The sequence below is a fragment of the Sphaerimonospora mesophila genome (assembly GCF_001417795.1).
In the GTDB taxonomy this organism is placed as follows: Bacteria; Actinomycetota; Actinomycetes; order Streptosporangiales; family Streptosporangiaceae; genus Sphaerimonospora; species Sphaerimonospora mesophila.
In genome coordinates this window covers 1-13,729 of record NZ_BCBX01000032.1, presented here as the reverse complement: position 1 = coordinate 13,729, position 13,729 = coordinate 1, and the positions used below count along the sequence as shown (strand labels likewise).

Annotated in this window: 15 protein-coding genes; 9 read left to right on the top strand and 6 right to left on the bottom strand. The window is 64.6% G+C overall.

Annotated elements, in window-relative coordinates; translation table 11 throughout:
- Window position 1: 1 nt before the first annotated feature.
- Together drmB and AP234_RS07740 are read left to right on the top strand one after the other, a co-directional pair.
- A complete protein-coding gene (gene drmB, locus AP234_RS07745; protein ID WP_055478910.1) occupies window positions 2–1,882 on the top strand; it encodes a DrmB family protein in 1,881 nt (626 codons plus the stop codon).
- Window positions 1,883–1,953: 71 nt separating this feature from the next.
- The gene (locus AP234_RS07740; protein WP_055478909.1) at window positions 1,954–4,047 is read left to right on the top strand and encodes a UvrD-helicase domain-containing protein; all 2,094 of its coding nucleotides are present in this window, start codon (window positions 1,954–1,956) and stop codon (window positions 4,045–4,047) included.
- Here AP234_RS07740 and AP234_RS07735 read toward each other — a convergent pair.
- Window positions 4,028–6,019, bottom strand: a complete 1,992-nt coding sequence (locus AP234_RS07735) for a DNA translocase FtsK (protein ID WP_055478908.1) — start codon at window positions 6,017–6,019, stop codon at window positions 4,028–4,030. The two genes, AP234_RS07740 and AP234_RS07735, sit on opposite strands and share 20 nt — an antisense overlap.
- 107 nt (window positions 6,020–6,126) lie before the next feature.
- On the opposite strand from AP234_RS07735, the gene AP234_RS34730 reads away from it, so the two are divergent.
- Window positions 6,127–6,567, top strand: a complete 441-nt coding sequence (locus AP234_RS34730) for a very short patch repair endonuclease (protein ID WP_083501893.1) — start codon at window positions 6,127–6,129, stop codon at window positions 6,565–6,567.
- Window positions 6,568–6,658: 91 nt separating this feature from the next.
- Here AP234_RS34730 and AP234_RS07730 read toward each other — a convergent pair whose 3' ends face one another.
- Both AP234_RS07730 and AP234_RS07725 read right to left on the bottom strand, forming a co-directional pair.
- On the bottom strand, window positions 6,659–6,868 hold the full coding sequence (locus tag AP234_RS07730; protein ID WP_055478907.1) for a DUF397 domain-containing protein: 210 nt from the start codon (window positions 6,866–6,868) through the stop codon (window positions 6,659–6,661).
- A 2-nt stretch (window positions 6,869–6,870) separates the two neighbouring features.
- On the bottom strand, window positions 6,871–7,674 hold the full coding sequence (locus AP234_RS07725; RefSeq protein ID WP_235558026.1) for a helix-turn-helix domain-containing protein: 804 nt from the start codon (window positions 7,672–7,674) through the stop codon (window positions 6,871–6,873).
- A 253-nt stretch (window positions 7,675–7,927) separates the two neighbouring features.
- On the opposite strand from AP234_RS07725, the gene AP234_RS07720 reads away from it, so the two are divergent.
- The 4 genes from AP234_RS07720 (at window position 7,928) to AP234_RS37835 (ending at window position 10,060) form a co-directional block, all read left to right on the top strand.
- Window positions 7,928–8,431 carry an ATP-binding protein gene (locus tag AP234_RS07720; protein WP_200926285.1) on the top strand — a complete coding sequence of 168 codons (504 nt, stop codon included), beginning with the start codon at window positions 7,928–7,930 and terminating at the stop codon, window positions 8,429–8,431.
- Between the two features lie 168 nt (window positions 8,432–8,599).
- Complete coding sequence (locus tag AP234_RS34725) at window positions 8,600–9,157, top strand: AAA family ATPase (RefSeq protein ID WP_235558025.1); 558 nt, start codon at window positions 8,600–8,602, stop codon at window positions 9,155–9,157.
- A 115-nt stretch (window positions 9,158–9,272) separates the two neighbouring features.
- Window positions 9,273–9,551 carry a hypothetical protein gene (locus tag AP234_RS07710; RefSeq protein ID WP_055478903.1) on the top strand — a complete coding sequence of 93 codons (279 nt, stop codon included), beginning with the start codon at window positions 9,273–9,275 and terminating at the stop codon, window positions 9,549–9,551.
- Between the two features lie 317 nt (window positions 9,552–9,868).
- Window positions 9,869–10,060 carry a hypothetical protein gene (locus AP234_RS37835; protein WP_055478902.1) on the top strand — a complete coding sequence of 64 codons (192 nt, stop codon included), beginning with the start codon at window positions 9,869–9,871 and terminating at the stop codon, window positions 10,058–10,060.
- Between the two features lie 177 nt (window positions 10,061–10,237).
- Here the strand turns inward: AP234_RS37835 and AP234_RS07700 are convergent, their stop codons facing one another.
- On the bottom strand, window positions 10,238–11,833 hold the full coding sequence (locus tag AP234_RS07700) for a hypothetical protein (protein ID WP_055478901.1): 1,596 nt from the start codon (window positions 11,831–11,833) through the stop codon (window positions 10,238–10,240).
- 129 nt (window positions 11,834–11,962) lie between these two features.
- Window positions 11,963–12,235, bottom strand: coding sequence for a cupin domain-containing protein (locus AP234_RS38435; protein WP_431998267.1), 273 nt, complete (start codon window positions 12,233–12,235; stop codon window positions 11,963–11,965).
- Between the two features lie 126 nt (window positions 12,236–12,361).
- On the opposite strand from AP234_RS38435, the gene AP234_RS07690 reads away from it, so the two are divergent.
- The gene (locus AP234_RS07690) at window positions 12,362–12,667 is read left to right on the top strand and encodes a DUF6247 family protein (protein ID WP_055478900.1); all 306 of its coding nucleotides are present in this window, start codon (window positions 12,362–12,364) and stop codon (window positions 12,665–12,667) included.
- Window positions 12,668–12,681: 14 nt separating this feature from the next.
- A complete protein-coding gene (locus AP234_RS07685; protein WP_235558024.1) occupies window positions 12,682–12,909 on the top strand; it encodes a hypothetical protein in 228 nt (75 codons plus the stop codon).
- Between the two features lie 118 nt (window positions 12,910–13,027).
- Here AP234_RS07685 and AP234_RS07680 read toward each other — a convergent pair.
- Window positions 13,028–13,729 (bottom strand): transposase (locus AP234_RS07680; protein ID WP_152990293.1); only part of this gene is annotated, 702 nt, incomplete at its 5' end.

Below are 13,729 nucleotides of genomic sequence, written 5' to 3'. Positions count from 1 at the left end.
CATGGCGTTGCGACAGGGACGCAACCGGCGCAGCGGTGGCCGCCAGCACGGCGAGCAGGAGGTGACGAGCAAGCCCATCGGTGCGGTCCGGCGCGCCCAGTTGATCACCACCTACGGAGTGGGTGGATTGGTGGCCATCGAGGACCAGTCGTACATTGTCAGCGGATTGGACACCTGGAAGGTTCGCCCCTCCGGGGTGATATACGAGCCCCGGCTTCAGAACTGGCTGGCCGTCTCCAAGTTTCATCTGCCTCCAGCCGATAACCCGTCCTCCGGCAATGGAGTGAAGATCAGGCTGTTTCCCGAGATCTATTCCTGCCCGGGGTGCAATGATCTACAGGAGTTCAGGAGGTTCGGCTCGCCAGCGGGCAAGAACCTGTGCGGGGCGTGTGAGAAGCCGCTAGTGCCGTCCCGATTCGTGATCGCGTGCGAGAACGGCCATCTCGATGACTTCCCCTACTTCGCCTGGGTACATAAGAAGAACTCGCCAGGTGAGACCACGGATGGGACCGGACACAAGCTCAGCCTGCACAGCACGGGGCGGACGGCGTCGCTACGGTCGATCCTCGTCAAGTGCAGCTGTGGGGTGCCCCCCGTCTCTCTGGAAGGAGCCTTCGGCCGTAGAGCCATGGAGGCGCTGGGGATCAAGTGCAAAGGGCGTCGTCCCTGGCTCGGACGAGGATCGGAGCAGCCGGGCTGCACTGCCGTGCCTCGGACGCTCCAGCGAGGCTCATCGGCCACCTGGTTTCCGATCAATCGGTCGGCGCTGTCGATCCCACCATGGTCTGAGAGCCTGCAAAAGAAGCTGAACTCCTACTTCGACGGATTCAGCGGACTCATCGACGATGGGGCCTCCGAGACCATGGTCCTGAACAACATCAGGCGCTCGGGCATCCTGGATGACAACCGGTTCACGGCGGAGAGCGTTCTGGAGGCTGTTAAGCGACGCAGGGAGTTGACCACGAGTGCCGGGCCGGATTCTGACGAGTCGGTCGGGTTCGAACCGGCCAACGACCTGCGGCGCAGCGAGTACGAGCAACTGTACGCGGGAACGGGTCGTGTCGAGCGGGGCGAGGACTTCGAATGCGTCCCGCCGGAATCGGACCCCTCCGCAGGCCTGCCGTACGGCATCGCGAGATCGATGCTGGTCAAACGACTACGCGAAGTGCGCGTGCTCGAGTCGTTCGCCCGGGTTGAGATGCCCGATCCTACCCATGCCGACCTCCGCAACGCCGCTCTCTCCAGAGAAAGAGTCGACTGGCTGCCCGCCATCGAGGTCAGCGGTGAGGGTGTGTTCCTCACCATTGATCAGTCCAGGCTCCGTGAGTGGGAGGCGCGACCAGGGCCTGCCGAGCGTGCTGAGCGAATCCAGCGGAACCACACCGCACAGCTGCGGCGACGGGCCGGCTACGGCAAGCCGACCAGTGACGTGCGTTCCCCGGTCACCCCTCGATATGTGCTTCTGCACACTCTGGCTCACATCCTGATCAATGAGTGGACGTTGGAGGCCGGTTACCCGGCGGCGGCGCTTCGTGAGCGTCTCTACGTGTCGGACGACATGGCGGGATTGCTCATCTACACCGCCACCAGCGACTCCGAGGGTAGCCTCGGAGGCGTGGTGGCTCGGGGCGAGCACCGGGAACTCTACCGCTCACTCGAATCGGCTTTGGCCCGGGCCGCCTGGTGTTCGCAGGATCCCCCCTGCATCGAGTCGGAGGCCCGAGGCTTCGAAAGCCTCAACCTGGCCGCCTGCCACGCCTGCGTCCTGTTGGCCGAGACCAGTTGTGAGGCGCAGAACCTCTTCCTGGACCGGGCGCTGATCGTTGGGACTCCCGAAGATCCGTCTACTGGCTTCTTCTTCAACGGAACCGGATTACCGTGATCCACCTGTTCTTGGCCCAAACAGTTATGCCCGGGCCGAGAACCGATCTACGGACGCAGAAGGGGGCTGGCGTGGCCAAATTGGGCCTTCATCGGGACTTCCTGCAGGATCTCGTTCGCTTGGAACGGCCAGTGCAACAGAAGGTCGTCGAGACGATCCGCAAATTCGAGCAGACTTCGAACGCCGGCGCCCATCTGGAGAAGTTGAACCACATCCGAGATCATCGGTTTAAAAGCATTCGGATCGACCGAAAATACCGGGGCATCGTCCTGGTCCCGGAGACCGGCGACGAGTACACCTTGCTCAGAGTGGACAACCACAACGAGGCCTACTCATGGGTACAGAATCGCCGCGTCTCCGTGAACGCCGCCACGGGACACATGGAGGTCCGCGACACCGAGACGATCGACATGGCCATCCAACAGCTCTCCGTGGACAAAGCGCCTGTCGTCCGACCGGTCTTCGCCCATGTCACGGATGCCGATCTTGTACGGTTGGGCATCGACGACCAGATCCGAAAGTTCGCTCGTAAGCTGACCGACATCGGAGTATTGGAAGCACTGGAAGGACGTCTTCCGCAGGTCCAGTACGACGTGCTGATCGGCCTCGCGAGCGGCATGTCACCAGAAGAGGTCTGGAACGAGATCGTCGGATCCGTCATTCATGAACAGTACGACCCGGATGACGTGGCCGCTGCTGTACGCCGCATGCCCGACAAGGTGGCTTTGGTAGAAGGTCCCGAAGAACTCATGGACTTGTTCGAAAAGCCCTTCGCTCGCTGGCGCGTCTACCTTCACCCCGCCCAGCGAGAGGCCGCCTACCGCTCCTACTCCGGATCCGCACAGGTTACGGGCGGGCCGGGAACGGGAAAGACGGTCGTGGCCCTGCACCGCGCCCGCCATCTGGCGCGGCAGGGCGGCAGGGTGCTGCTGACAACCTTCACCGCGACGCTCGCCCGTTCGCTGGCCGAATCCCTGCGATTGCTGGAGACCGACGACGACATTCTGGCTCGTATCGATGTGTTGACGATGGACCAGGTGGCCAGGCGGGTGGTGGACGAGCACGGCGGGAAGTTCGCGCTGCTCCGCGACTCGGAGGAGATGGAGATCTGGCGGCGGATCGTCCGACGTCGCAGTCTGGACTTCAACGAGACGTTTCTCCGCGAAGAGTGGCGTCAGGTGATCCTGGCACAGGGGATCACCACCTCGGGCGACTATCTGTCCGCCCGCCGCGTCGGACGTGGGCGACGACTGGGCGTCCTGCAGAGGGCGCAGATCTGGCGCGCCGTCGCGGAGTTCGAGGACATCTTGACCGAACAGGGGTACCGCACCTTTGAGACGGTTTGTGTGGAGGCTGCCCGGCTCTTGAACGAGACGGATGCCAATCCATACGACCACGTGATCGTGGACGAGGCACAGGACCTCCATCCGGTTCGCTGGCGCGTCCTGCGAGCCGCAGTCGACGAGGGTCCGGATGACCTGTTCATCGCCGCTGACACCCACCAGCGGATCTACGACAACCGGGTATCCCTGGGCGCGCTCGGCATCCAGCTGGGTGGCAGGTCCACCCGGTTGAAGATCAATTATCGAACCACCGCGGAGATCCTCGCGTGGAGCTGCGCCATGCTCACCGGGGAGAAGATCGACGATCTCGATGGGCAACAGACGAGCCTGACCGGCTGCCGCTCGGAGGTCCATGGCGACACACCCGAACTGTTCGCCGCCGCCACGAAGAACGCCGAACTCGCGCACCTCGTGGAGACAGTGCGAGGTTGGCTCGACGCAGGAGTGCAACCCGAGGAGATCGGCATCGCGGCCCGATCTCAGACGTTGGCCCAGGACGCCGTGGCCGCTCTGACTCGGGCGGGCATCGAGACCAGCTATCTATCACGCGACCGCGATGGCGCCGACGACCACGTTCGCGCAACGACCATGCACCGAATGAAGGGGCTGGAGTTCCGCTGTGTGGCCGCGATCGGCGTCGGCGCCAACCAACTGCCCGCTGCGAGTTCGGTCACGCCACTCGAAGAGGACGCCACCACCCACTGGAACGACCTGCAGCGGGAGCGCTGTCTGCTCTTCGTCGCATGCACCCGCGCCCGCGAACGACTGCAGGTCTCCTGGCACGGCGAACCGAGCCCGTTCCTCAACCTCGCCAGTGGCTGACGATCGCCGCGATCTCATCGTCGGAGATCGCGGCGAGTCTGATCCAGTGCGGCACGCGCTGTCGATCGCCGACGAACAGCCCATCGCCTGCGCACAGTGACTCCGCACCCTCCCGGTCGAGCACCCGCATGCTCTCCTCGACCGTGGACACCGACAGGGCCAGTCGGGCCTGGATGTAGCCCTTGATCCGGCTGGTGATCACACGCTCGTTCGGCGAAGCCGTACGGGCAACGACGTGGACGCCGACAGCGCGGCCTTCCCTGGTGAGTTCCCTGATGGCCTCCTCCCCCGGGGCCTGCCGGATGGCTTCGGCCAACTCGTCTATGACCACCAGCACGTCCGGGTGGGCCAGCTCGGTGTCACCGAGGGCGATTGGGGTCGGTACTCGCCCCTCGCGTACCTCCCGGTTGAACTGCTCGGTGGTACGGCAATGGGTCGCCGCCAGATCGGCATAGCGGCGCCCCACCTCGGCGATGGCCCAGCCGAGGGGGTCGTCCTTGGCTTGATCGACCATGTGGGGTAAGTGTCCGAAGGCGGCCAAGCGTTGTTTGCGGGAGTCGATGAGCACGAGACGAAGCCGGCTCGGCTTCTGTCGCATGGCCATCGAGGCGATGATGTTCCGGAGCGGATCGATCCCTTCGGAATCGCCGCCGACAAGTAGGTGCGGCGATTTCACCAGGTCCAGCATGACGGGGGTCCTGTCCTGGGCGCGCCCCAGACCTGCCGTCAACCCGCTGTCTTCCGAAACCTCTCGAAGGATGTCACCCAGACTGATCAGGTCGGGACGGCGGTGGGGCACCTCCAAGCCGATGGCAGCGACGCCCGGAAGGGGGGAGGTCGACCGTTTCAACGGCACGAGCCGTATTGCGGCGTTGCCCACCGCCGCGACGAGAGTGGATGACAGCGAGAACACCGCCTCCTGCGGCGTCGTCGGCCCGAGCCTGATCTCGAAACGGCTCGTGCTGGGGCCTCGGGTGAATCCCGTCACTCTGGCGTCCACATGGGCCTTGCGCAGGACATCATCGATCGCCTTCGACATGGCGTCGTCGGCGTCGGTGTACTTCTGCTCCGGCGCCCCGGACTTCAGGAGCTCGTTGGGCGGGAGCTGAGTAACTGGCCTCTTCTTGATGGGATTGGGCGTTTTCGGGTTGCGGTCCATCCCGGTGCGTATGGCCTCGAGCCGAGCGACGACCTCGCCAGCTGTCTGCGGTCGGTCTTCCGGCTTCTTCTCGAGCAGTTGAAGGATGAGTTCCTCCAAGTCGGCCGGAATTTCGTCGCGGGTCGCACTCGGCGGCTGCGGGGTGACCATGCTGTGCTGATAAAGGAGCTGCAAAGGGCTCCCAAGAAAGGGGCGGTCCCCCGTCAGCATCTCGTAGAGGACGCAACCCAGTGAGTACAGGTCACTTCGCGCGTCCATCTCCCCGTTGTACTGCTCGGGCGCCATATATGCAGCAGTACCGATTCCCGCGGTGCCCTTTCCACCAAACGACTGCACCATCCTTGCAATGCCGAAGTCGCAGATCTTGGGCTGACCGTCAGAAAGGATCATGATGTTGGCGGGCTTGATGTCTCGATGAACTACGCCTCTAGCATGCGCAGCGGCCAGCGCATCGGCGAGCCGCTCGCCCATCCGTACGATCTTCTCGATCGGCAGGCCGTTGCGGGAGCGCGACAGTACCTTGGCCAAATCCTCACCGGCCAAGAGCTCCATGACGAAGAAGAGGCGTCCTTCGTGCTCACCAAAGTCGAATACCACCACGATGCCCGGGTGCTGCATTGCGGCGCCGATCTTGGCTTCGGCAAGGAAGCGCTCAACCTTGCGCTTCTCACCCGATAACTGATCAAGCAGGAGCTTCACCGCTACCTTTCGGTCCAGTCGGAGATCGAACGCCTGCCAGACCTCGCCCATGGCGCCTTCGCCGAGCCGCTCATCCAGTCGATACCGATTGACGAGTCTGACGTCATCCCACAAAGCGTTCCTCCACCCGGCCTGCCGCAGTGAGGGCAGGTGCTCTGGGGTCTATACTGACGGCCCTTCGGTCAAAGCCCTCGATCGGGATCGTAGCGGTCGCATACGGTATGTCCGTGAGAGTCGAGAGACCGACCCGCGCTTCCAGCGAAGGTGTACGCAAGAGCATGCAGGCCAACCGAGGTCGGGACACCAAGCCGGAGCTGGCCCTTAGGCGTGCTGCCCACGCCCTTGGGCTGCGCTATCGAGTCTCGGTTCGACCTCTACCGGCCGTCCGCCGAACGGCGGACCTTGTTTTCACAAGGGCCAAAGTGGCCGTGTTCATGGACGGTTGCTTCTGGCACGGCTGTCCGGAGCACCACACCAAGTCGGCGACTAATGCGGAGTACTGGGCGGAGAAGGTCCGAAAGAACAGGGAGCGTGACGCCGAAACTGATCACCTTCTCGTTGAATCCGGCTGGACTGTTATTCGCGTCTGGGAGCACGAAGATCCGTCTGATGCGGCGAAGAGAATCGCGCACTACGTGCATTCCTTAAGGGACAAGCCTTAATTGCCAATACGGACGCGATTGATCTATCGCATGCCGACTTGACGACTGCGGGCCAGCCGGTTACGAGGAGTTTGACGGGTATTTGATCTCCCTAGTCGAACTTTCCGGATTTGATTCCGTTAAGGAAGGCGGTCCACTCGGTGCTCGTGAATACGAGAACGGGGGAGGCCGGGTCCTTCGAGTCACGTACGGCCCGCCGTCCTCCTGACAGAACGGCGACTTCGACGCACTGGTCGCCGCTACCGCTGTAGGAGGACTTGCGCCACCGCGCTTTGGCGAGTTCGTGCCGGGTATCGTCCATGCTCACTCCCGAGCCAGCTTGCCGATCAGCGCGGCAGACTCCTCGGGCGACAACGCCGCCGCGCCGACCTGATCGAACCTCAACTGGTGCTTTGCTACATCTTCGGCGCTCTCAAGGTAGATGTCACCCATCGTGCCCTCTACATAAGCAATGTCAGGGTCGGCCGGGTCCGGATAGCTCAGGATCGTGAAGCGGCCATCCAGTCCGGCATGCTCGCCCATGTCGTACGGCACGACCTGGATGGTGATGGCGGATTGGGCTGCGTGATCGACCAATGTCCTCAGCTGCTCCCGCATGACGTCCCGGCCTCCGATCTGACGTTGGAGGGCGGCCTGGTCCACGATGACGTGTAGCCGTGGCGGTTGGGGTCGGTCCAGCATGGCTTGCCTGGCCCTGCGGGCAGCAACCCTTCGGTTGATCTCCGTGTCATCGGCGATCATGCGGCCGGCGCGGATGACGGCCCGGGCATAGTCCTCGGTTTGGAGCAGACCGTGAATGAGCTGAGCGTCCCAGGCTCGGATCTCCGATGCCTCGTCTTCGAGAGCCACATAGCTACCGGAGAAAACATCCTGATACGCGGTCCACCAACCACGTTGCCGCACCTGCCTTGCGAGCGCGATGAGGGCATCGCGCTCTGGGCTGCTCACTCCATAGAGGTCGAGCAGGTCGGCAACGTCGCCGTGATGCGGCCTGATCTGCGTCGTCTCGATGCGAGAGACCCGCGCCCGTGACCAACCGAGCCGGTCGGCCACTTCCTGCAAGGTGAGGCCCTGCAGTTCACGTAACCGCCTCAGTTCGCGCGCCAAGCGGCGGGCCCGCACAGTTGGTCGATACACCATGCCGCCAGTTTCGCGGTCTGGCGTACCACCGCGCCGCAAGATCCAAAAAAAATCTTGGCGATCTCAGCAAAGAGAGTTGCAGGAGTGGGATTCTCGATTCACTATTACGTTCAGTGTCTACACGACTCTCCTAGGTAATCGACAAAACGGCTCGGAGACCGCATAGACAAGCAAATCGGACGATCGCCACCTAAGTCCTCATCGTGAAAGGTAGGTCAGCGTGAACGATCGTGTCCCGTCCGTGCTCGCTACAGGAGCGGCTGAACCGCCCGACTTCGGCATGGAGTCCCAGGCCTTTGCCGGTTCGATCCCTCAGACGCATCTCATGATCTCGCGCCGATTCCCCTCTTCGCCCGAGCAGGTGCGGTTGGCTCGGAGGTTCGTGGGAGCAACACTGGGGGACGGCCATCCGCGGGGCGATGACGCCGTGTTGCTCACCAGCGAGCTTGCGGCCAACGCCGTACGCCACGGAGAACCTTTGTCCGGGTTCCTCGTCTCCATCCGGCTCGGCGGTGGGTGCGTCGTGATTACTGTCCGAGACGAAGGTTCCGCCCTGATTCCTCGTACGAAGGACGCCGACCTGGATGCGGCAGGTGGTCGAGGGCTCTGGCTGGTCGATCACATTGCCGATCGTTGGGGCTTCAGCCGTAGCGCGGCGGGCACAGCCATCTCGTTCGAGTTGGCCGCACCGGTCCCGCTTCAGTCCGAAACCGACACCGAGTAGCGGAACCGGACCCGGCCGCAAGACCCAACAGTGCGCGTCTCAGAGCCTGCCGTGGACGGACTCGATTGTTGGTGCCAGCCCATATTCATCGCAGAGCCCGTCAGTAACGATCGCGTAGCACAGGTGGAAGGCATGTAGACCGAGTGAAACCCTGGCGTCATCGGAAGATTGCGAGGCAGGGTCGATGACGGGAATCTGGCTGGACACTCCGGATGGGCTGGTCCCACTGCCCACGCAGCCGTTCGTTCGCGAGCCCTCGCCCGCCGAGCAGCCAAGACGAGCGGTGAGCCCGAACCCTGGCTGGACGACCTCGGCTGGGAGCCGGCGGAGTTCACTCTGATCGCCGAACGGCAACTGGCCTGGGAGGACGCTGCCGCGCGGACGGGCTCTTCCCTGCTCGTGTGCGACACCGACGCGCTGGCCACCTCGCTCTGGCACGAGCGCTACCTCGGCGCCGTCTCCCCCGAGGTCGTCCGGATCCATGAACGTGCCCGGCACGACCTGTGGATCCACACCTCGGTCGCGGACGTACCGTTCGAACAGGACGGCTGGCGCGACGGCGAGCACATCCGTCACCGGATGGACGAGCGTTTCCGCACCGAGCTCGCGTCCAGGGGTCTGCCACACGTGATCGTCACCGGCTCGCCCGAGCAGCGGCTGGCACAGGCCGTACGAGCAGTGGACGGCATGCTCGCCGAGGGCTGGCAATTCTCTCCCCCTCTTTGACCAGCATCAGGAGCGAGCGCGAGCGAGATCCGTTCGGGATGCGACCGTGCTCCGGTTGTTCAGTCCCAAGCTGAGGTACCTAGGTGCTATGGAGGAAAAGAGGGAGACCACAATCATGCCCCACCCGACAAAGCGGCAATCGCCACTGAAGGTCGATCCAGCGACCGACGAACTGATCACCCAGGGGGCTCACTTCCTCGGGATGACCAAGAAAGACCTCGTCACTGCCGCCGTACGTCTTTACGTAGAACAGCAGCGTGAACAGATCCGCCGTGGGATGATCGAGTCGATGAAGGTCCTGGACGGTTCTCTGACCTCCAGTGTGTCCCTGCTCACCGGCCTGTCACCCGAACGCATCAACGAGCTCGGAGGTGTCGGCGATTGGGAGGAATGACATTCCGTGCAACGCGTCCGCCCGACACTACGCGTCCTCCGCGATGACCTGAAGCTGCAAGGGCGGCCCGCGCCCGCTACAACGCCGAACACGACCAGCCCCTGATCACGGACACCTACAGCGAACATCTGAAGCCCAACCGCGACGACCACGACCGCTACCGCCTCGAAGCCGCTACCAGGTTCGCTGTCCGTCTCGACTCCACGATCCGAGACCTCACTCGCGGTTCCCTGCACGATGGACACGAACACGCCACCGACTTCCCCGGTTTCCGGCTCGGTGTCCTGATCCGGGCCGATGACGGCAACGAAACCTACGTGGCCATTCGTATCACCGGTTCGATCCCCGCCAACCTGACCGCGACGATCCTTGGCCGGGTTCCTGGCTGCGAGCCGGACGGATGGTTCCCCGAATACGCGTTGCCTGAACGCGATCTCCTCCCCGCCGAACAGGCATGGTCCAACATCATGGACCCGAAGGCCGCAGCCGAACTCCTCGAAGAACTCTGAACGTTCAGGATTATGCTGTCCCAGAACCCGCGTCCGCGGCAGATTCCCATGCAGGATGTACAGCGTTTGTACAACTGATCAGACCACGCGCTCGAGACCGAGGGCACGCAGACCGCAGCCCAGCGAATCCGAAGCCGGTGTGTAGCGTGTCGTCGCTACGGCAGGTCGGCGTCTCCGTTACCAGGCGATGGCGTGCACGCTGGACTTTCCGCTCCACACGGGGGTCTGCGGCAGGTTGAGCGGGGTGGCCTCACCGGGGTACCGGGCGGCGTGCGGCGTCGGTCTCGGGGCGTCAGCCGCAGGCCGCAGGTCGACGCGGAACACCTGGTACGGCCCGGCGTTCCCGCATACGGGTTCCGGTGAGTCACCCACGAATTGGCCGGCCCTGTTGTCCACCGAGACCAGCAGATAGCGGCCGGACCGGTCGATGGTGAACGCCGCGATGTTTCCGCAGCCCGCGGCGAAGGCCGAGCCGATCGGCTGCTTCCTCGACGGATCGACGACCACGATCTGCTGATCCCACGTCCGTTCCACACCGACCTGGGACAACACCATCCGGGTCTCCCCCGGTACGGTGAGCGCGGTCCCGTCCTCGAGGCCACCCATGGTCAGGAGCGTCCCGGCGGCGGACAGGTCACTGCCTGGGCGGCGAACGTCCAAAGAGGCGAGCCGGGGCGAGCCGGCCTTCGGCGAGGGCCCCCGGAACACGAGGGTGTTCACGTCCCGCCAGTGCAGACCGAGTTCCCCGTCTCCGAACGCGCCGAAGCCCTGGCCGCCCGCCGCCGACCATTCCCGGTGATCGTCCACCAGCCCGACGAACGTCCTGTCGATCTCCAGAGAATCGTCCCGCTTCCCCACGGCACGCGAGTAGGCAATGCGGCCCTGCGGCGAGACGGCCAGGTCCTTGATGATGCCGTCGTAATCACCGCCCACCTGCTCTCCGACCTCCGCGTCGCCGTCCCCGTGCACGCTGATTTGGTAGATCCGCGAGGACCGGTCTCCCCAGGCGCCGTTCCCGGCGGTGGTGACCGCTGCCAGATATCGGCCCGGGGTGGTGTCCCGCACGACCCCGGTGTACTGGTAGAACCTCTCGTCCGGAGCGCCGACCGCATTCGGCTCGCCACCCTCGACCAGGTCCAGTACGGCCAGGCGGTGGCCCTTCAGCACCAGCGCGTGGCGGGGTGTTCCGTCCGCCGCGACCGCGGGCGGCGGCTCCGGCGTGAGCCGTACGATCACCACGGCCACGGCGACCAGCAGGGCCGTGACGGCCGCGACCAGCGCGACGGGCCGCCACGGCAGCGGGCGACGCGCCGACCGCATCGGCGGCCGCATGCCCGTCCAGGCCCCGATCATGACGAAGACCGCGGGGGCGAACATCCAGCCGACATATTCCAACGGAAAAGCATTGAACGTCGCGGGGTCCACCGAGCAGCTGGCCTCCTCCGGCATCGGATTCAGCAGGGCCTGCGCCCGGGTCAACCCATAATCCAGACAGATCAGACTTACACCGGCGAAAGCCGTCCATTTGTGTACGCGAGGACGGTCGGCACCCCGGCGGGCGATCAACCAGATGCACAGCACCATGGCGACGGGGATCGCCGGTGTCACGAACGCGTCGATCTGCCACAGCCGGGCGGTCAACTCCCTCTTCCACTCGGGACCGGCGTCGTAGCCCATCCAGCCGCAGCTGACGATCTCGCTCGCCATCAGCGAGGGAACGAACAGGATCAGCAGATTCAGAACGAATTGCTGGATCGCCAGCAGGGCCGCCATCCACCACCAGAAAAGCGAGTAGGACTGACGAACCGGTAAGACGGATGTATGAGGGGACAAGCCGGTCATCCCATAGTCGGTCGGCGTGGGCATTTGCCCGGCAAATCCTGTCGCGCCATTCTCTCTTGGTCAAACCGCGGAAAAACTCCGGCTGTCCGGCTTCTTATCCCTTCGCGGCAGGGCGGGCCGTACGTGCAGCCGCTCGCCCTGCGGGTCGAACAGGCTGAGGAACTCGACCGGCTGCGGTCCGGCGTTGCCGAACCCGTGCGGCACGCGGATGCCGAACTCGGCGGCCTCCCCGGCGGTGAGGACGAGGTCGTGCTCGCCGAGGGCCAGCCGTAGCCGGCCGGACAGGACGTACGGCCACTCATACCCCTCGTGCGACCGCTGCTCCGGCCGCACGTCGTCCGCATCCTGCCCCGCAGGCCGGTGAGGTTGCGGGTCCTCGTCTCCAGGAGCGGTGCGGCGGCGCGGGATTTTCGGTGGGACCGACCTGCGGGTCTGGCGGCCAGTGTCTAGGCTCTTCCTATGAGCGCCCAGCCCGTACATGATCCGCGCTACGACCCGCAGGCCATTTTGCAGGCACTACCCGACGAGTGGCGGCCCCGGTTCCTCACGGAGTACGAAGCAGCCCTCGACGCGGCGCGCAGGCCGGAGCAGTTCCACCGGCTTCACGAGTTGCTACATGTGTGGTGGCTGAGGTCGGTCGCGTACTCTGACCCGACCTACGGTCAGGGCCTGGAGGACGTCCTGCATGGAACCGGCATGCGGGTTCCGCTGGAGGTCGCCATTCCCGACTGGGAAGAGCGCCTCGCCCGGGCACGACGCCCGTGAGCCATCACGTCGAATTGGCCGGCTCGGCCTTGGCCGAGATGAAGAACCTGCCCGATGAGGCACTGGACGCACTCGTCAAGCGTGCCGCCGACCTGATCGAGGAGCCATGGGACGCCTGGGCGGTCTATCCCGGCCGCAAGGACATCCGCGAGACCACGTTCGGTGACTTCGGCATCTTACGGTTTCACTTTGATGAATCAGCCGAGGTCATCATGATCTACGACCTGGTCTGGGCCGGCTAGCCTCTTCACCCCCAGCATGAAGTGATCCGGCCACCGGGACCGTCCGTGACGGCAGCCTACATGGCGCTGAAGCCCAGAGTTCCGATGTGACGTCAGGGGCCGGATGCTCCTATGGATGTCAAGCGGCGAGTTCATGATCGTTTGCTGTGATGATCTGGTAGAGCTCGCGGACGATATAGCGCTTGAGGCAGCGGATGATCTCTTTCTTGGAGAGGCCTTCCTTTGTGCGTCGTTCCATGTAGGCGCGGGTGCGGGGGTCCCAGCGCAGGCGGCAGAGGACGACGCGGTAGAGGGCGGCGTTGGCCTGCCGGTCGCCGCCTCGGTTAAGCCGGTGCCGGTGGGTCTTGCCCGATGAGGCCGGGATCGGGGCGGCGCCGCAGAGCATGGCGAAGGCGGCCTCGGAGGTGAGCCGGTCGTGGTTTTGGCCGGCGGTGACCAGGAGCTGGCCGGCGACGTCGGTGCCGACGCCGTTGGCCGCGACCAGGTGGGGGTTGATGGCGGCCACGAGTGGGTCCAGGAGTTCGTCGAGCTCGTTGATCTCTTGTGTGAGCTGCTGGTGGCGGCGGGCCAGCGACCGCAGGGCGATCTTCGCGGCGGTGGATGGGCTGGCGGCGTCGGCCGGCTGTGGCCGCAGTCCCGCACACACCTTGATCAATTCCTTGACGGGCAGGCCGCGCAGTCGTTCGCGCAGGTCGTCGGGAGCGGTGACGATCAGTGCTTTGATCTGGCGTTGGGTGTCTGCGCGCTGGTCGACAGCCGAACGGCGGGCCACCCGCAGGTTGCGCAGCGCCTCGATCCGGCCGTCGCGCTGTTTGGGGGG